A 17,952-nucleotide genomic window follows, 5' to 3' on the forward strand; every position below is an offset into this window, starting at 1 on the left:
CGTCAGGGCATCGGTAACACGGCGCAGAGCGCCCGCGTTTCGCTCGCAACCTCCGCGATGACTTCATCATCCAGCCCCGAATCGACGACGCGGCCGATCCATTCGGACACCTTACGAAATTCCGCTTCGCGAAAGCCGCGGGTGGTCATCGACGGGGAACCGAGACGCAAGCCGGACGGGTTTTGGGGTGGGTGGTCATCCCACGGCACTGCGTTGTAGTTGGTTACCAACCCGGCGCGGTCAAGCGCCGCGGCTACCGGTTTGCCGCCAATCCCCTTGTTGCGCAGATCGACAAGAACCAGATGGTTGTCGGTACCGCCCGTTACAAGCTCGAAGCCGCGGTCGATCAATCCCGCCGCCAGCGCCCGCGCATTCGCCACGCACTGGGCCGCATAGGCCGCAAACTCGGGCTGCAACGCTTCCTGCAAGGTGGTCGCAATCGCGGCCGTGATCGCGTTGTGCGGCCCCCCCTGCAACCCGGGGAAGACCGCCTTGTCGATTTTTGCCGCATGTTCCGCACGACAGAGAATCATTGCGCCACGCGGGCCGCGCAATGATTTGTGCGTGGTCGTCGTCACAACGTCGGCATATGGAACAGGCGACGGGTGGGCGCCGCCAGCCACCAGCCCCGCGAAGTGCGCCATGTCGACGAGTAGGATCGCGCCCACCTCGTCGGCAATCGAACGGAAAGCAGCGAAGTCGAGCTGACGGGGATACGCCGAGTGCCCCGCAATGACGAGCTTCGGATTATGTTCGCGCGCGAGGCGCCGGATCTGATCGTAGTCGAGCCGCTTGGTCTGCGGATCGAGTCCGTAAGAGACAATGTTCCAGTACTTTCCGGTGATCGAGGCTTTCGACCCGTGTGTCAGGTGTCCGCCATGGGAGAGTTGCATGCCAAGCACGGTATCGCCGGGTTTCAGGAAGGCGAGGTAAACGGCAAGGTTCGCTGGCGACCCCGAATGGGGCTGCACATTGGCATGTTCGGCCCCAAAGAGTTGTTTTGCCCGCTCGATTGCCAGTCGCTCTACCTGATCGACGATCTGCTGCCCCTCGTAGTAACGCGCCCCCGGATACCCTTCGGAATACTGATTGGTGATGATCGAGGAACCGGCCTCGCGAACCGCGCTCGAGACGTAGTTCTCTGACGCGATCAAACGCACCTTTAAGCGCTGGCGCTCTTCTTCCTGAGCGAGCAGTGTCGCGAGTTGCGGATCGGTCTGCGCCAGAGAGGCAGAGGAAGAACCACGAGGTTTCGGAAACGATTGGGATAATTTGATTGCGGCTTGTTGCATGGCGACCTCCAAGGACAAAGCAACCGGTCGCAACAAGCCGCCACGCATTTGCAGGCGCCCGCCGCCAACCGGCAGATAAGCGCCCAGACGCGCGGCTTCTCCGGGCATAGCCCGTATCCGCACTCCCTCGGGGTGTCGCCTCCCCTTAATCGCGTCAGTCATGCAGACCGGACAAGTGTGCCCCAGCCGCCCCGGAATAACAAGCGGGGTGGGTGTTAGAATCGGCCCTCGATCAAACCCCAGCGCAGGCTATGTCTACGAGTTACCCGTCCCCAACGTTCGAGAACAAGATCGTCGCACCCGGCGACCTCGTCGCGCGACTCGCCGCGTTGCCAAGGCCGCTCGTATTTACCAACGGCTGCTTCGATATCCTGCACCGGGGACACGTGACGCTTTTGGGGCAAGCACGGGCGCTCGGCGCATCGATGGTCGTCGCATTGAATACCGACGCGTCCGTAAAGCGTTTGGGCAAGGGCGACGACCGGCCGGTGAATACGCTCGCGGATCGTCTGGCCGTCATGGCGGCACTGGAGTGCGCTTCGCTCGTCACATGGTTCGACGAAGATACGCCGCTGCAGCGCATCCTCGAATGCCGTCCCGACGTGCTGGTGAAAGGCGGCGATTGGCCCGTCGAGAAGATCGTCGGGAACGGCGAAGTACAGCGCTGGGGAGGCCGGACCGTCTCGATTCCCTTCATTCACCAGAAATCGACGACGGCGCTGCTGGAGAAGATTCGACGGTTGTAGGCGACGCTCGGCCGCCGAGAAGCTACCCAGCGCGAGTGGCGAGGAGCGGCCCGCCTGGAACCGCTCCACCAGCATTTCAGGAAACGGCAGCGGCGTCTTTGCGCATCGCCTCGATATCCGACGGCTCAAGCACCAAATCGCCCCCCTTGGCGTTGTCTTCGATCTGGTAGATCTTGCGTGCCCCGCAGAGGACGTTGACGTTGCGGCCGTTCCCCTGCGCGGCAGTCCAAGCGATCACGAGTTGCGTCATCGTGCATCCGTACTTGGTACATAGCGGCGCCCATTTTTCCATCAGCGCATTGATCGTCGGCAGGTTCTCGGGCAGGAACCACTTGATCCGCGTTCTCGCCACACCAGGTCCAACGTCCGCCGCCGTCCGGACCTTGCCGCTCAGGATGCCGCGTTCAAGCGGCGAGTAGGCCTGAAAAGTGACGCCATGCTCATCGCAAAGATCGAAGAAGGTGTCGCCGAGCCGACGATCCAGGAGGCTGAATTTCTCCTGGATGAGGTCGAGTTGCCCGGCACGGGTGTATTCGATGAACTGCTCGCGGCTGAGGTTGGAAGCTCCGATGGCGCGAATCTTCCCCTGCCGCTTCAAGTCCATCAGGAAACCCATCGTGTCGGCGATCGGGCAGGGAAACTCGGGTAGTTCCTGCCAATGTACGATGTAGATGTCGATGTAATCGGTTTTCAGGCGGCGTAAGCTGATTTCAACTTCTTCGGCTAGGCTCGACGGCCGCGTGTTGCGCAGGATCCGAACGCCGTCGCGCTCCATCAGCAAGGCACCTTCCTTAATATCCCAGCGAATGCCGCACTTGGTCGACAGCACATAATCGCTGCGCCGTCCGGCGATGGCCTTGCCGACCACTTCCTCGCTATGGCCGAGCCCGTACGCCGGCGCCGTGTCGAGCAGCGTAACCCCGAGTTCGCGCGCCCGATGTATCGTCCGGATCGACTCGGCGTCGTCACTGGCGCCCCACATGCTGTCGCCACCAATCGCCCAGGCACCAATGCCCACAACCGATGTTTCGATGCCCGACTTGCCGATCTTCATCATCCGCATGTTGCACCTCCGAGTGTTGAATTCTGTATTATCACCCAGGCTCGCTTGTGGCAAAACGCCGAGGAATATAGAAATCGACTAGGGAGACAACATGATCTTCAGGCACTACGACGACTTGAAAACCCAGCAGCAAAACAACATGCGCGGGGGTAATGGCACCGTCACCATGCGGCACCTGCTGGCTGGCGAGGAAATGCTCGGAAAGGGAAGACTCTTCGCCGAAGTGACGATTCCGCCGGGCGCTTCCATTGGCCCTCACCGGCACGAAGGCGAGGCCGAAGCCTATTACATTCTGCAAGGAACCGGTCGCTATCGGGACAATGACGACGTGCTCAGCATCGGCCCCGGCGATCTGGCACTCGTCGAAGACCAGAACTCGCATGCAATAGAGAATATCGGCGACGTCCCCATGAAATTGATCGCCCTGATTCTCTTCACCGGCAACCGGGCATAGGGCGCCGCTCGCCGTATCACCGTCGAGGAGATAGAACACGCGGTAAGCAGCCGAAGGCAAAGGACTCCTCGCCAACGGCTGTGACCTATTCTTGGCGAAGCCGCTGGTTTCCTGAACACCTCTCCATACCGGCCGCGCAACGACTGCAAAGCGCCGTATATGAGGGCGACTCGAATTAGTCAAAAAACTTTACAAAGTCCTGTCAAACCGGCCACGGCTGGTTGCCACTAATAACCCCCTCACCAGAGCGGTATTGGGTTTCGGAGCCGTGGCCTGAGTATTGCTTCTGGGGGCGTCACATTACTTTTCTGCCCGTTTGACGCCCTATGAAATCGATCCTTCATACCTCCGTATTGGCTTTAGCCGCCCTCACCTTGGGCTCCGCCCACGCCGCGCCCATCACCGCCCAAGAAGCGCTCAATCAGTTCAATTTGGTTGTTTTTGGGGATTCCGTTTCGTCTTCGCATGTCGACGGACGCACCTACGTCCGTGGCAATCTGACCGGCGGAGATTACGTTCAACACCCCGCGGACACGCCCGCCTCGGGCTACTCCGGCGTCACCGTGGGTGGCAATGCTTCGAGCCTGAACGTTAACGGACTCGGTATCGTCACCGGAGGCAATTTGACCAATACAAACGTCAACAGCGGATCGGCGGTCATCTTGGGAAATGCCAGCAACGTGAATTTCAACGGTGCCGCCTACGTCGGCGGAACGGCAAGCAACAGCAACTTCAATGGCGGACACCTCACCGGTAGCACTGCGGTGGCCGCGCAACAGAATGCCGCGGGCGCTCTCGACTCATCGTTCCTGCAAGTGCAATTGAATGGACTCTCTCAGCAGCTCAGCCAGCTTGCAAGTACGGGAAGCAACGTAACGATCAACGGAGGTCGCGCGGTATTCAACGCCGTGGCGGACGCGAACGGTTTAGCCGTCTTCGATCTCACACTGATCGACACGCTATTGTTTACGTTGAACGAGTTCGAATTCAATCTGAATGGCGCCACAACGTTGATTTTCAATTCCGACAACGCGGCTTATGACATCCATGCCAACTTCCTTGGCGGAAGCGCTCGGACGATCGGAAAATATGCAATCTGGAATTTCTATAACGCGGCGAATATTGCTCTCGAAAGCGAGTTCGGGGGAGCGGTCCTCGGAATCAGCGCAGCGCTCCGCAATGAAAACAACATCGAAGGAACCGTCGTCGTCGCCTCGTTGCAGCAGCACGGCGAAATTCATCTTCAGCCGTTCACAGGAGATGTCCCCGACAACAACGTGCCCGAACCCGAAAGCCTCGGTCTGCTGATCGCTGGTCTTGCGGCAATGGCCTACCCGCGTCTGCGCCGCCCCGCGTCAAGTAGCCGACGCGACGCAGCAAGCAACGTGTAGCCTGCGCACATCAACGCGATTTGGCCGCACGCCATTCCGCGCAGGCGGCATCGATCAGCCTGCGCGCTATGCTCACCTGATCGGGCAACGGCGGCAGTTCGTCTATCCGGAACCAATCAGCCGCTTCGATTTCACCCGGCTGCGGCGTGATCGAGCCACCAGCGTAATCGGCAAAAAACGCGATCATCAGCGAGTCAGGGAACGGCCAGGGCTGACTCTGGAAGTAGCGCAGGTTGGTGATCGCGAGACCGACTTCCTCATGAACTTCGCGAGCCGCGCACTGCTCAAGCGTCTCGCCCGCCTCGACGAAACCGGCCAGCGCACTAAACATGCCAGGCCGGAAATGCGGGCTGCGCGCGAGCAGGAAGTAGTCACCGCGGCGCACCAGGACCATCACGGCCGGCGATATCCGCGGGTACGCCAGGAGTCCGCACGCAGGGCATTCCATCGCGTATTCCGTGGTACGCGGCCGGGTTGGTGTGGCGCAACGGCCGCAATAGCGATGGTTCTTCTGCCAATCGAGCAACAGCGTGGCACGGCCGGCGATCGAAAAAGCCTCGGCGCCAGCCAAGCCGAACAGGGGACGCAGTTGTGTCAATTCGCCGCGTATACCGTCTGGCAAGCGGTCGACGTCCGCTGCGAAGCAAGGCAGCCCGCGCCACTCGCCGACGCGTACCGCGTTTCCGGGGTTGCCGATATCTTCGGCTCGGCCGCAGGGGAAAACGGTCTCCGGCGAGTCTTCAAGAATAGTGAAGAGCTGGCTTTCGTGGCGCAGCACCCAATAGCCTTTTCCGTCGATTGTCATGATTTCCAATCCGATCTCGGTGTTTTTTTGCTTTAAGGCGGAATGTAGAACGGCCCGCCTCTCCTCAACACGCGCCGCTCAGCGCACCATGGCTCCCTCGGCCGCCGATGCGGCACGCTCGCGATAGAGATTAAGGAAGCCGCGCGGGAACGATTTCTCGACGGGTTTCCAGGCAGCGCGTCGGGTCTCCAGCCGGCTTGCCTCCACGCGAAGTTCGAGCAGGCGCTGCGGGATATCGATCAGGATCTCGTCACCATCCTCGATTAGTGCCAGCGCACTGCCCTCATAGGCCTCGGGTGATATGTGACCGACGAACAGACCGCGGTTCGAACCCGAGAAACGGCCATCGGTAATCAGAGCACATGACGACGACAAGCTCATGCCTTCGAGAACCTTCATGGGTCGGAACATTTCGGGCATGCCGGGTCCGCCTTTCGGTCCCTCATAGCGCAGCACGAGCGCTGAACCTGCCGCGACCTCGCCACCGAGGATCGCGGCCACTGCAGCGTCTTCCGAATCAAAAACCCGGGCCGGCCCTTGGAACCGGAACAGGTTTGGAGGCACGGCCGCCGGCTTCACGATACTGCCGAGCGGCGCGAGATTGCCGTGCAGGACGGCCAGCCCGGCCTCCGGGCTTACCGGGTTATCGAGCGTACGAATAACCTCAGGCCGTGGCGTGACTGGGCAGTCCCGCCACTCCTCTCCCTTTGTTCTGCCGGTTACCGTGAGTGCGCTGCCTTCCATGAGCGGGGCCAACGACTTCTCTACAGGCGCGGGGCCACCAGCCTCGAAGAAGTCGATCATGTCGTACTCGGACGCCGGGTACAGAGCCGCGAGCAACGGAACAATCCGGCTCAGGCGATCGAACTCGGAGAGCGGCAAGGGGCCGAGGCCGGCTTCCTCATGAATGGCTTGCAGGTGCATGACGGCGTTGGTCGAGCCCCCAGTCGCAAGTAATAGGCAGATGGCATTATGGAACGCCGCGGGCGTCAGGATACGGCGTGCGCCGATGCCCTGTCGGACGAGCTCGACGGCTTGCCGACCGCTGGCCTCCGCGACAGCGAGACGGCCGGAACCGACGGCCGGAACCATCGCGGAGCCAGGCAAGCTCATGCCGAGCGCTTCGGCCAGCGCGCACATCGTGTTGGCAGTGCCGTACATCGTGCACGAGCCCGGCCCGGGCTCCGCAAGGTCCTCGATGCGCCGGAACTCGGCCATGTCGATTTCGCCACGCTGCTTCCAGCCGATCGCCTCGACGACGATGTTGCCGTCCCAATGCTTGCCCTTGTACTCGGCCGGCGCCATGGGCCCGCCATTGACGAAGATCGCCGGCATGTCGAGCCGGGCAGCAGCCATCAATTGCGCCGGAACGATCTTGTCGCACGAGCCGAGCAGCACCATGCCGTCGAAGCGATGTGCACGCATCATGACCTCGATCGACGCCGCAATCACATCGCGTGACGCCAAGGCGTAGCGCATGCCGAGGTGCCCTTCGGCAATCCCGTCGCATGGGGCGATGGTCCCGAACGACATGGCGTGGCCGCCTGCGGCCGTCACACCCTGGACGACTCGCTCGGCCACGGCGTTCAGATTGAAGTGTCCCGGCGTAGCATCGGTGTAGGTGTTGACGATAGCGATGAGCGGCTTGCGCAATTGGGCGTCGCTATGCCCCATTGACTTGTAGAGCGCGCGCTTTAGGGCGCCGCTATCGCCGCGCAGGATCGGATTGAAATGCTCGTCGCCGGAGGCGCCGCAATCGGTGCATCGAGACATGTGAAGCTGGCTTTCCTGCAAAAGCGTTAACAATGACCCAAACACGGCGCGCCGCCAAGTCTCGGCTGTTTCCGAAGAACACACCAGCCGAGTTCGTTCGTCTTATTCAGGCAAAGAAAAACCGCCCCGAAGGGCGGTTTTTCTTGTCGTCCAGCCTTGGTCTCAGAGACGCTGTTCGACCCAGGCGCGAACCGAAGCCAGCGCCTCGGGCAACTTCTCCGGTTCAGTACCGCCCGCCTGCGCCATATCCGGTCGTCCGCCGCCTTTGCCACCGACTTGCTGGGCGACCATATTGACGAGTTCACCGGCCTTCACCTTCGACGTGAGGTCAGGCGTAACGCCCGCGATCAGGGTCACCTTGCCGCCACCCACCGAGGCAAGCACGACGACGGCGCTCTTGAGCCGATCGCGCAGCTTGTCCATCGTGGCGCGCAGTGCGTTGACGTCGGCATCCTCCAGCGTTGCCGCGAGGACCTTGGCGCCTTTAGCTGCCTCCGCCTTGTCGATCAGGCTGTCGCCTTGCGACGCAACCTGCTTGCTCTTGAGAAGGGCAATTTCACGCTCAAGTTGCCGAACCTGATCGAGAATCGAGTAAACCCGGGCATGCACGTCGCTCGGCTGAACCTTCAGCGTGCCCGCAACTCCGCCGAGCGCCGTCTCCATGCCCTGCATATACGCCACGGCGACATCGCCGGTGATCGCCTCGACACGGCGAACGCCAGCCGCCACGCCGCCCTCGGCGACGATCGTGAACAGGCCGATGTCTCCCGTGCGACGCACGTGTGTACCGCCGCACAACTCGCGCGACGAGCCGATGTCGATCACGCGAACCTCCTCGCCGTACTTTTCCCCGAAGAGCATTACAGCACCGAGTTTTTGTGCCTCGGCAATCGGCATTACCCGATGGACGCAATCGACGTTGTCCAGGATCTCCGCGTTGACGATCTTCTCGACACGCCGGATTTCCTCGTCGGAGAGCGGTTGATTGTGCACAAAGTCGAAGCGGGTCTTGTCCGGGTCGACCTGCGACCCCTTCTGCTGCACGTGATCACCCAACACCTCGCGCAATGCCTTGTGCATCAAGTGCGTTGCCGAGTGATTGCGCATCGTCCGTTTGCGCGCCACGACGTCCACCTTCGCCGTCACCGCGTCACCGACCTTCAGCGTCCCGGTCTTGAGTACACCCTGGTGACCGAACACCGTTGCTTGAATCTTCTGCGTATCGTCGACTTCGAAAATGCCTTGCGCCGATTGCAGCACCCCGCGGTCGCCGACTTGGCCACCCGATTCGGCGTAAAACGGCGTCTCGTCGAGCACGACGACGCCCTGGTCGCCCTCGGCGAGTTGCTGAACCTGCGAACCCTCCTTGTAGAGCGCCAGCACCTTGCCCTTGTATTCCAGTTTCTCGTAACCGTGGAACGTCGTCGCCGGCCCCTCATACTCCAGCGCCGCCGACATCTTGAACTTGCCAGCCGCTCGGGCTTGTTCCTTTTGGCGATTCATCGCCACCTCGAAACCTGCCGTGTCGACGGTCACTCCGCGCTCACGGCAGATATCTGCCGTCAAGTCGAGCGGGAAGCCGTACGTGTCGTGCAACCGGAAAGCCGTCTCTCCATTGAAAACCCCTTTTCCGCGCATCGCGGCGAGTTCCCCCTCAAGAATCGCCATCCCGTGTTCGATCGTGGCAAAGAAGCGGTCTTCTTCCTGCTTCAGCGTCTCGACCACACGGTTCTGCCCGCTGACAATCTCGGGATAAGCGCTTCCCATTTCTGTCACGAGGTCCGGCACCATGCGGTGAAAGAACGCCGCTCGCGCACCTAACTTATAACCGTGACGAATAGCGCGCCGGATGATGCGGCGGAGAACGTAGCCGCGACCCTCGTTGCCCGGGATGACGCCGTCCGCGATCAGGAACGAGCAGGCGCGGATGTGATCGGCCAACACGCGCAGAGAGGGGCTGCTCATGTCGGCCGAGTTCGTCTCGCGTGCCGCGGCCTTCACGAGATTCTGCAGCAGGTCGATATCGTAGTTGCTGTTCACATGCTGCAGGACCGCGGTGATGCGCTCGAGTCCCATGCCAGTATCGACCGAAGGCTTGGGAAGCGGATGCATGGTGCCGTTTTCGTCGCGATTGAACTGCATGAAAACGTTGTTCCAGATCTCGATGTAGCGGTCGCCGTCCTCGTCGGGCGATCCGGGAGGACCGCCCGGAACGTGCTCGCCGTGGTCATAGAAGATTTCGGTGCATGGCCCACAGGGGCCCGTGTCGCCCATCATCCAAAAGTTGTCAGAGGCATAGCGCGCGCCCTTGTTGTCGCCAATGCGCACAATGCGGTCAGCCGGCATGCCGATTACCTTGTGCCAGATGTCGTACGCCTCGTCGTCCTCGGCATAAACCGTTACCCAAAGCCGATCCGACGGCAACTTGTACACCTCGGTCAGCAGTTCCCACGCGTACTTGATGGCGTCGAGCTTGAAGTAGTCACCGAACGAAAAATTACCCAGCATTTCGAAAAACGTGTGGTGACGTGCCGTATAGCCGACGTTCTCGAGGTCGTTGTGCTTGCCGCCCGCGCGGACGCATTTTTGGGCAGTGGTGGCCCGGCTGTAGGGCCGCTTGTCGAAGCCGAGGAAGACGTCCTTGAACTGGTTCATCCCGGCGTTCGTGAACAGCAGGGTCGGGTCGTCATGCGGAACGAGCGAACTCGACGCCACGATCTGATGGCCCTTGGATTCGAAGAACTTGAGGAACTTCTCGCGGATTTCGGCGCTATTCATCGGCATTGTCCCTGCTGGTGCGGTTTCAAAAAGGGTTCGATTTTACCACCTATCCCCCACCCTCTGAGGCGAGAGAGACTAGCCGGACCCCCGCCCTGACAACATGGCGGCCTCTCGCCGGAGGGGTAACAAAAAAACCCGCCGTAGCGGGTTTTTCACTCGGTCGCCGTGCGGCTTCTGATGGCTTGCCTGCGCTGCCTCCGATTTAGCGATAGTCGGCCATCACGTCGAGGCGGTCGCTGAACACGGCCGTCACGTCCCGATCGAACAGGAATTGCGCTTGTCGCGGATCGTTCACCGTGTAACACAAGACCGGTATCTTGCGCGCCTTCGCTTGGGCCAACACCGCATCATCCACGTCCTTCGCACAATGGAGACTGTACCCGGCGAGATCGTCGAACCGTTGCAGCCAGTCAGCAGGCGCCTTTGAATAAAGAAAACCGAGCGGCAACGACGGGGCAACTTTGCGCGCCGCCTGCAACGCCGCGAACGAAAACGACGACACGAGCGGCAGCGGCCGCCCTTCCCAGAGCGAAAGGATGCGGCGCGCCACGACGTCCCCGGTCTCCACTTCGTGGCCTTCGGCCGGCTTGATTTCGACGTTCGCTTGCAAACCAAGCTCGTGGCAACGCAAAGTCATCGCCTCGAACGTCGCCATCGGTTCACCTGCGAAAGCCTTGTGCAACCGGCTGCCGATATCGATACGGCGCAAGACTTCGTCGGATGTTTCGCATACGCGGCCAGAGCCCGTCGTCGTCCGTTCCAACGTTTCGTCGTGGATTACCCACGGCGTTCCGTCGGCGGACAGCATGACGTCGAACTCGACGGCCCGAAAACCGAGGGCCGCGGCGACGCGCAATCCAGCAAGCGAATTCTCGGGAGTCAGCGCGCCGCCGCAACGATGTGCGACAGCACGAGGCAACGGCCAATTGAGCGTCGGCGTAGCCATCAGTCACCCTTGCCTTTAGCGAGTGTTTTGATGCCCGAAGAAGCATGGAGAACCGCGTTGCCACGCTGCACAGCCGTGTCGAGCGCCTCCTTCGCGGGCTTTTTGTTGGCCCAGACGGTTTCGAGTTCTTCCTCCACGATCGTACGTACCGGGCCCAATTGGGAGACACGTACCGTCGGCGCCGTACCTTTGCCCTGAAGCTGGGAGTAGGCCACCTGCAGGCTGGCAAGATCAGCTTCCAGAACCTTGGTGTTCGCTGCGGCGCGCGCGACCGGGGTCATTGGCAGGAAGCCGCCGGCAAGCGTCAGCTGAATCTGCACTTCCGGCCCGAGCAGGTAGTTGACGAACTTCGCGACCCCTTTGGTTTCCGCCGGCTTCATTCCGCCAGCAACCCACAGGGATGCGCCATCGGCCAAGGTATTTTGCGGCGCGTTGGGAACATCGTCGTGATACGGCAGCGGCGCGACGCCGACGTCGAGCGACTTGTCCTCGGCGAGGGAGCGGAACAGCGACGAAGAGCTGGTCAACATGCCGCATTCGCCCTTGGCAAACCGGTGATCCGCTTCGTCCCGCGGGCCGAAATAGGCGAAATACTTGCTCTTGTACCAGGTCGCCATCATGGCGATGTGCTTGATCTGCACGAGCCCGTTGAAGTTCAGGTTTCCTTTGGCGTCGCTCACGTCCGCGCCATTACGCGAACTCATGTTGTCGATGAACACCCATGCCGGCCACGAGGTGGTGAAGGGACAACGCATGCCGGAGTCGGCAAGTTTACCGGCGACCTCTTGAGTCTCGGCCCAACTTCTGGGTGGCGTATCGGGGTTCAGGCCCGCCTTGCGAAACGCCGCCTTGTTGATATACAGGACGGGAGTCGAGTACGCGAGAGGCAATGCGAAGAGTTGCCCCTTGGCATCGGAAAGTCCGTAGCGGAGTTCACGGGAAAGCTTGTTCGCATCCAGCGGCTGCTTCGCTTCGCGCATCACTTCGTAGAGCGGCTTGAACTTTGCCTTGTTCGCCACAAAGCGGGAGTACTCCTCCGGAGTGACGAGGTTGAGCTGCTTCGGCGGCGTTCCTTCGACACGCCGCACGAGGGTGACTTTGACGTCTTTTTGCTGGCTGTTGAAGCGGTCGATCAACGGCTCCAGACGCGCTGCGCTGCCTTCATCCAGTTGATGCGACAACTCGAGGTTCGCCGGCTCGGCCGGCGCGGCACTTGCCTGCGGCGCTTTGGCCGGGGCGCGGGCCGCGATCGCCGGGGCCGCGAGGGCCACGCTCAGCATGGCCACCGCGATTCGTGGGAATTGCATTGCTGCTCCTTGACTGACGACAAAGCGGGAATTATAGGACGATTCTTTTTCACCGGATGCCGCTTCTCCGGACGAAGAAGGTTGGCTCATTGCCTTCGGTTCCGCTCGGCGAGCCCGGCAGGCAGCCGTTGGCGGGCATGGTTTTGCGAGTAAAATGCGATCCATTACAAACCAAGATCAGGGGTGACCGTGCCACATCAGCCGCGCGTTTCGCGAACGCTCCTGACCGTCGCCGTTGTGCTCGTCGGGTTGGCCGGCTGCGATGCCATCCAACAGCAGCTTGGACTCGAAAACCCGGCCGAGAAGGCAGCTCGCGCTGAGGCGGACGGGCGCGCTGTCGGTGGAGCCTGCAGACAATCCGGACGCGCCATCGAGGACTGCTACGCCATTTATTCATGGTTACCGAAATCGTCAATCTACGAAGGCTGGCGCGACATGGATGCCTACATGCGCGACAACAAGCTGGAAACGGTAGAGCCGCAATTGCCGCCCGTTGGCCCTCCGGGTGCCAAGAAGAAAACTGCCTCGGACGATTCGGCAACAGCGAAGGCCGTCAAGAAAGCCGCCGAGAAGTGAATCTACGTCGAGAAGGCGACCGCGCAATAGATCCCTGCACCGGTCCAAGGGGCTTGGCCGGCGCGAAGTTCGCATAGAGGGGAAAGCATGTCCGAGCGCGTCAATGGCCCGAACGCCGATTCCGGTGCCGATGAGGCCTTTTTCATCCTGCGCGACAGCCGCGATTTCTTTCGCGACCGGCTCGTGGAGATCCTGCGCGACTCCGGTGCCGCGCCTGCTCATGCGATCAAGGCATTCGCCACTGAGATCGAAGAAGCGCACGACGAACTCGCGTCGACGGCACGCCAGGGGAAGTTCGGCGAGACGGCCGGGCTCACCGCGTCGCGCATCTCACTCGTGGGCAACGATGATCTGGAACTCGAAATCCGCATCGGCGACCTGATCAATCGTCTCAAGGACAACGAGAGGATCGACTGCTGGCGGGTACAGCTTCGGTATATGAACCTGTTGCAGCGACCGGGGCTGGACGCAGCGCATACCCCGGTGGGACTGGAACCGATCAATACCGGGCTCTGGGTGCTATGCAAAAATACCGGCTACGGTCTGGAAAGGAATCTCGAGATCCTCGCGCGGATCGAAGAATGGTTGCAGCTGCGCCTTCCCGATCTCTACGCCGATCTCAATACGATGCTTGAGCAGCGGAGCGTCGAGCCGGCGCAAGCCCGTATCGTGCAACGCCCGGGAACCCCGACTTCACCCACGTCGGCGAGCGTTGCCGCAGAACGTTTCGGCACGGTAGAAAGCCCTTTCGCACAGCCGCCGACCGGTTCCCATGCCACAGTCAACCGCGCCGCCTTGCCCGACGATCCGCTGGCCGCGTTGCGCCAAAACGTTCTGCAGGGAACGAGCGGTCGGGAGGTGCTGGGTGCTGACTTCATTCTCGATGACAGCTTCCTCGCGCCGTCATCGCGGCGTTCGGACAATCCGCTGATGAACGCGTCGGCCGCCGTGATGCTCAGTCACATCGGCCAACGTCTGGCGCACCTTGAGCAGCAAAAGACAGCCGGCAAACCGACACCAGAGGCGCCCGGCGAGCCGCCAAAGGCGATCAAGGCCAAGGATCTCGATCTGCCTTTGGGGCGCCCGGCCGCGATTGCCGTAGATACGCTGGCGCTGGTGTTCGAAGCGATCTTTGCCCATCCGGACCTGCCGGGTGCAATAAAGCAGATCATCGGCCGCCTTCAGCCAGTTCTGCTCAAGGCATCGATCGCCGATCCCGCCCTGTTTACGGACACGGGACATCCTTTACGGCGACTGATCAATGGCCTCGCGCGCGCCGCTATCGGGCTGGGGAAAGACGCCGCACCTGAGCACCCGGTTTGCCAGCGCTTGGCGACGCTCGTTGAGAACGTCCGCCAAGATACCGCCGGCGGAAGCGTCGACATCACCGTACGCCTTGATGAGCTAACGTCTTTCATCGCCGAGCGTGACCACTCGGTGCGGGCCGCGGCAAAACCCTATGCGCAGCTTGTCGTCGCACACGAGGCGCCTCTGGCCGCAGAGGCGTTCGCGCAGGACTGGCTTGACCGCCTGCTCGTGCGACCCATGCCCGACGCCGTCCGGGAGTTCCTCTCGACACACTGGCTACGCGCGATGCGGCGCGCCTATCTGGAGGGCGGCCGATCGGGCCAGCGCTGGAAAGACAACGATCTGTCAATTCGAGAACTGCTCTGGAGCATCGAACCGAAGGCGACCGCGGAAGAACGCACACGCTTGATGAGCCTGATACCGGCATTGATCAAGCGAATCAACACCGCACTGGACGATGCCCAAGTGTCGGCAGCGGAGCGGAAGCCTTTCCTTGATGCCTGCTTTGAACTGCAAACGGCGGCGATGCGTAATCGCCCGCTGGACCTTTCGCCGCTCTTCCCGGAGCGCACAAGAGCGGTTGGGGCTGCTGGGCCGGGAGAGCGGACGGATGCGGAAGTCCTCGAGCGCGGCGGCACGCTAGTGCAATATCTCGGCGCCGCCCGCACCGCGGCGCCCAATTGGCAAGGTAGCGGGAAGTCCGAAAAAGACGGAGTCTGGATCGAGTTCTCATTGGACGGCGATCGCCTCTGCGGCTGCCGTTGCTGGCAAGGACCGCCATGGGGAACCGTGCTGTTGTTCAACCCCGACTGGGGATTTGCGGTGGCGCTGGCTCCAGCGGCCCTGGACAAGCAGTTGGGAGCGGGAAATGCACGCGCCGTTTCAGGAATTGCCCTATTCGATGTCGCGGCGGAATCCGCACTCAGTGGACGCATCCCGCATTGAGCCGGTGGTCTTTGCTTCCTGCATCGGCGGTTGACCGGCTTAAGCGGCGCGTCAGCCCTTTCCCAAACACCTCCTTCCGCTACGCCTCCCACATAGCGTGTATAATTCGCCCTCTATGCCATTGATTCACAATTTATTTGCAGGCGACGCCGATGCGTTTTGATGAACTCGGGCTCGCCCCCGAGCTGCTCCGAGCTGTTTCCGACCAGGGCTACCTGGAACCCACCCCGATTCAGGCGCAAGCCATTCCCATCGTTCTCGCCGGCCAGGATTTAATGGGCGGTGCTCAGACCGGCACCGGGAAGACCGCTGCCTTCACCTTGCCCCTGCTTCAGCGCATTCTGCCGCTGGCGAGCCCCAGCCCGTCGCCGGCGCGGCACCCGGTACGCGTCTTGATGCTCGCGCCGACGCGCGAACTTGCGATCCAGGTGTACGAATCGGTCAAGGCCTACAGCAAGTACGTTCCCATCCGTTCGCTTTGCGCTTACGGCGGCGTCGACATCAAACCGCAAATCGATGAAATCCGCCTGGGCGTCGAAGTGTTGGTCGCCACACCGGGCCGGCTGCTCGACCTCGTCGAGCAAAAGTGCCTCAACTTCGGCAGCGTGCAGGCGCTGGTACTTGACGAAGCCGACCGCATGCTCGACATGGGGTTCATGCCCGATGTCACCCGCATCATCAACTTGCTCCCAAAGCAGCGGCAGAGCCTCCTGTTCTCAGCTACTTTTTCGGACGAAATCAAGCGTCTGGCCGATCGCATGCTCCAGTCGCCCGTGCTGATCGAGGTCGCGAAACGCAACACGGTGTCCGAGACGATCACTCACCGTGTGCATCCAGTCTCTGCGGACGCCAAGAAAGCGCTGCTTGTCCGCCTGCTCAAATCATCCGAGTTCAACCAAGTGTTGGTCTTCACGCGCACGAAGATCGAAACAAACCGCTTGGCACGCGAACTGCAGCGAGCAGGGGTCGCAGCGGACTCGATTCATGGCGACAAGAGCCAACTCGACCGCTTGAAGGCGTTGGAGGCATTCAAAGACGGCAGCGTGCTCGTCCTCGTCGCGACCGACGTCGCTGCGCGCGGTCTAGACATCGACGACCTGCCGCACGTGATCAACTTCGAGCTTCCGCATACGCCCGAAGACTACATTCACCGTATTGGCCGAACGGGTCGCGCCGGAAAACACGGGACGGCGATTTCGCTGGTTTCAGCGGCCGAGATCCCCTACCTGGTCGAAATCGAGAAGCTGATCAAGAAGCCGATTGAGCAGGTGGCGATTCCGGGTTTTGAACCCGAGTACGACTACGAATACCCGCCAAGCGGCCGTCGCGGCCATCATCGCCGCCCGCCCAGCGCCCCAGTTTCGGTGGCCGTCGCCGCGAAGCCTCGACGGGAACGTGTGCCGGGAAGCAAGAGTACCGGTAGCGGCCGTGCCAGCCACATCGCGCCAGACGGCTTCGATTTCAATAAACCGTACGAAAGCCCTGAGCCGCATCCGGTGGCGTCACCGGTGGATGCGGAAAAAGCGCAAGTGATGGCACACCTGGAGCATCCGCACAAACCGCGGCGAGTCGTCGCGGCTCTTCTCGGCGGACTCGGGCGGAAGCCTGCGTAGGCGAGGGGTCACCCGCGAGAACGCCCGGGGTTGAGGCGACATTCGTGTAAGCTGACTCAACGAAAAAAACGCTTCAGCCAGGTGGCTGCTGAGAGTCAGTACCCTAACGCGCAACAGCGGGATGCGCTTTTTTCTCCGGCACGTCGACGAACTTCAGGATCGCCAGCGAAAGGTTATCGCCCTCGCCTTGAGCGCGCGTCCGCGCGCGCTCAATCAGTATCTCCGACGCTTCCCTGGCCGACGACGCCGCGATGATGGCGGCTAGCTCGGAGGCATCGAAGTAGGCCCAAAGTCCGTCAGAACACAGCAGAAAAGCGTCGCCTGCGCGTAGCTCTTCGGCTTCCGCAAAATCGATGCGCGGCGCGTCGACACCGCCGAGCGACGTCAGCAGGATATTGCGGTTGGGATGCACCAGCGCCTGCTCGGGGGTGATCTTCTTTTTTGCGACGAGTTGCTCGACGTAAGAGTGGTCGGCCGTACGCGAGAGTAGCTGATCACCCCGGAAATGATAAAGCCGGCTATCGCCACAGTGCGCCCAGGTGACCCGCCCCGGCTGCAGGAGCAGCATGACCGCCGTGCTGTGCGGGTCCTTTTCATTGATAAAGCGCGATGCCTTGATGAGGATATGCGCCTCGGTCAGGCTGGACTGGAGCATTTCGTGCGGCGACTCAGTGCGCGCCGAAAATTGTCCAAGACAAGTACGCGCCGTGTGGATGACCTGCTCTGCAGCAAGCGCCCCCCCTTCGTGCCCCCCCATACCGTCGGCGACCACCGCCAGAGCAACGCCACCGCCTCTGGGATGAGGCATCAAGGCGACGCGGTCCTGCTGTTCCTTGCGATCCCCCTGATGCTGGGCAACGCAGGCGTCTATCATGATCGACATTATGCTGACTCTCCCCGGAAGAGGAGGATACCATGTTTGTTTTACGGTTATGCCGGCTGCTTGCCCGGC

At 61.5% G+C, this 17,952-nt stretch carries 14 protein-coding genes; 6 read left to right on the forward strand and 8 right to left on the reverse strand.

Annotated elements, in window-relative coordinates; all coding sequences use genetic code 11:
- Window positions 1-2: 2 nt before the first annotated feature.
- Complete coding sequence (locus NZ453_RS03480) at window positions 3-1,292, reverse strand: serine hydroxymethyltransferase (RefSeq protein ID WP_263769024.1); 1,290 nt, start codon at window positions 1,290-1,292, stop codon at window positions 3-5.
- 251 nt (window positions 1,293-1,543) lie between these two features.
- On the opposite strand from NZ453_RS03480, the gene NZ453_RS03485 reads away from it, so the two are divergent.
- The gene (locus NZ453_RS03485; RefSeq protein WP_263768946.1) at window positions 1,544-2,038 is read left to right on the forward strand and encodes an adenylyltransferase/cytidyltransferase family protein; all 495 of its coding nucleotides are present in this window, start codon (window positions 1,544-1,546) and stop codon (window positions 2,036-2,038) included.
- Between the two features lie 76 nt (window positions 2,039-2,114).
- On the opposite strand, the gene NZ453_RS03490 is transcribed toward NZ453_RS03485, so the two are convergent.
- Window positions 2,115-3,101, reverse strand: coding sequence for an aldo/keto reductase (locus NZ453_RS03490; RefSeq protein WP_263768947.1), 987 nt, complete (start codon window positions 3,099-3,101; stop codon window positions 2,115-2,117).
- A 91-nt stretch (window positions 3,102-3,192) separates the two neighbouring features.
- On the opposite strand from NZ453_RS03490, the gene NZ453_RS03495 reads away from it, so the two are divergent.
- Together NZ453_RS03495 and NZ453_RS03500 are read left to right on the forward strand one after the other, a co-directional pair.
- Window positions 3,193-3,555: a cupin domain-containing protein gene (locus tag NZ453_RS03495; protein ID WP_263768950.1), complete on the forward strand. Its 363-nt coding sequence runs from the start codon at window positions 3,193-3,195 to the stop codon at window positions 3,553-3,555.
- 326 nt (window positions 3,556-3,881) lie between these two features.
- Window positions 3,882-4,946: a collagen-binding domain-containing protein gene (locus NZ453_RS03500; protein WP_263768951.1), complete on the forward strand. Its 1,065-nt coding sequence runs from the start codon at window positions 3,882-3,884 to the stop codon at window positions 4,944-4,946.
- A gap of 10 nt (window positions 4,947-4,956) precedes the next feature.
- Here the strand turns inward: NZ453_RS03500 and nudC are convergent, their stop codons facing one another.
- The 5 genes from nudC to NZ453_RS03525 all read right to left on the reverse strand — a co-directional run bounded on the left by nudC (window position 4,957) and on the right by NZ453_RS03525 (window position 12,558).
- Complete coding sequence (gene nudC, locus NZ453_RS03505; RefSeq protein WP_263768952.1) at window positions 4,957-5,751, reverse strand: NAD(+) diphosphatase; 795 nt, start codon at window positions 5,749-5,751, stop codon at window positions 4,957-4,959.
- Window positions 5,752-5,829: 78 nt separating this feature from the next.
- Window positions 5,830-7,524, reverse strand: a complete 1,695-nt coding sequence (gene ilvD, locus NZ453_RS03510; protein ID WP_263768953.1) for a dihydroxy-acid dehydratase — start codon at window positions 7,522-7,524, stop codon at window positions 5,830-5,832.
- A gap of 162 nt (window positions 7,525-7,686) precedes the next feature.
- Window positions 7,687-10,302 (reverse strand): alanine--tRNA ligase, encoded by a 2,616-nt coding sequence (alaS, locus tag NZ453_RS03515; protein ID WP_263768954.1) that lies wholly within the window; start codon window positions 10,300-10,302, stop codon window positions 7,687-7,689.
- A gap of 205 nt (window positions 10,303-10,507) precedes the next feature.
- Complete coding sequence (gene ugpQ, locus NZ453_RS03520) at window positions 10,508-11,251, reverse strand: glycerophosphodiester phosphodiesterase (protein WP_263768955.1); 744 nt, start codon at window positions 11,249-11,251, stop codon at window positions 10,508-10,510.
- A complete protein-coding gene (locus NZ453_RS03525) occupies window positions 11,251-12,558 on the reverse strand; it encodes an extracellular solute-binding protein (RefSeq protein ID WP_263768956.1) in 1,308 nt (435 codons plus the stop codon). Before NZ453_RS03525 ends, ugpQ begins: the two co-directional genes overlap by 1 nt.
- Window positions 12,559-12,747: 189 nt before the next feature.
- On the opposite strand from NZ453_RS03525, the gene NZ453_RS03530 reads away from it, so the two are divergent.
- The 3 genes from NZ453_RS03530 to NZ453_RS03540 all read left to right on the forward strand — a co-directional run bounded on the left by NZ453_RS03530 (window position 12,748) and on the right by NZ453_RS03540 (window position 17,000).
- On the forward strand, window positions 12,748-13,134 hold the full coding sequence (locus tag NZ453_RS03530; protein WP_263768957.1) for a hypothetical protein: 387 nt from the start codon (window positions 12,748-12,750) through the stop codon (window positions 13,132-13,134).
- An 87-nt stretch (window positions 13,135-13,221) separates the two neighbouring features.
- Window positions 13,222-15,387 carry a DUF1631 domain-containing protein gene (locus NZ453_RS03535; protein WP_263768959.1) on the forward strand — a complete coding sequence of 722 codons (2,166 nt, stop codon included), beginning with the start codon at window positions 13,222-13,224 and terminating at the stop codon, window positions 15,385-15,387.
- A 152-nt stretch (window positions 15,388-15,539) separates the two neighbouring features.
- Entirely contained in the window at window positions 15,540-17,000 is a 1,461-nt protein-coding gene (locus tag NZ453_RS03540; protein WP_263768961.1) for a DEAD/DEAH box helicase, read from the forward strand.
- A gap of 103 nt (window positions 17,001-17,103) precedes the next feature.
- On the opposite strand, the gene NZ453_RS03545 is transcribed toward NZ453_RS03540, so the two are convergent.
- A complete protein-coding gene (locus tag NZ453_RS03545) occupies window positions 17,104-17,883 on the reverse strand; it encodes a PP2C family protein-serine/threonine phosphatase (protein WP_263768963.1) in 780 nt (259 codons plus the stop codon).
- Window positions 17,884-17,952 lie beyond the last annotated feature (69 nt).

This window comes from Propionivibrio soli (genome assembly GCF_025770765.1).
GTDB lineage: Bacteria > Pseudomonadota > Gammaproteobacteria > Burkholderiales > Rhodocyclaceae > Propionivibrio > Propionivibrio soli.

Bases quoted from the DNA above. Each gene is read 5' to 3' on its own strand.
- NZ453_RS03480 (WP_263769024.1), bottom strand. From the start codon at position 1,292: ATGCAACAAGCCGCAATCAAATTATCCCAATCGTTTCCGAAACCTCGT.
- NZ453_RS03485 (WP_263768946.1), top strand. From the start codon at position 1,544: ATGTCTACGAGTTACCCGTCCCCAACGTTCGAGAACAAGATCGTCGCA.
- NZ453_RS03490 (WP_263768947.1), bottom strand. From the start codon at position 3,101: ATGCGGATGATGAAGATCGGCAAGTCGGGCATCGAAACATCGGTTGTG.
- NZ453_RS03495 (WP_263768950.1), top strand. From the start codon at position 3,193: ATGATCTTCAGGCACTACGACGACTTGAAAACCCAGCAGCAAAACAAC.
- NZ453_RS03500 (WP_263768951.1), top strand. From the start codon at position 3,882: ATGAAATCGATCCTTCATACCTCCGTATTGGCTTTAGCCGCCCTCACC.
- nudC (WP_263768952.1), bottom strand. From the start codon at position 5,751: ATGACAATCGACGGAAAAGGCTATTGGGTGCTGCGCCACGAAAGCCAG.
- ilvD (WP_263768953.1), bottom strand. From the start codon at position 7,524: ATGTCTCGATGCACCGATTGCGGCGCCTCCGGCGACGAGCATTTCAAT.
- alaS (WP_263768954.1), bottom strand. From the start codon at position 10,302: ATGAATAGCGCCGAAATCCGCGAGAAGTTCCTCAAGTTCTTCGAATCC.
- ugpQ (WP_263768955.1), bottom strand. From the start codon at position 11,251: ATGGCTACGCCGACGCTCAATTGGCCGTTGCCTCGTGCTGTCGCACAT.
- NZ453_RS03525 (WP_263768956.1), bottom strand. From the start codon at position 12,558: ATGCAATTCCCACGAATCGCGGTGGCCATGCTGAGCGTGGCCCTCGCG.
- NZ453_RS03535 (WP_263768959.1), top strand. From the start codon at position 13,222: ATGTCCGAGCGCGTCAATGGCCCGAACGCCGATTCCGGTGCCGATGAG.
- NZ453_RS03540 (WP_263768961.1), top strand. From the start codon at position 15,540: ATGCGTTTTGATGAACTCGGGCTCGCCCCCGAGCTGCTCCGAGCTGTT.
- NZ453_RS03545 (WP_263768963.1), bottom strand. From the start codon at position 17,883: ATGTCGATCATGATAGACGCCTGCGTTGCCCAGCATCAGGGGGATCGC.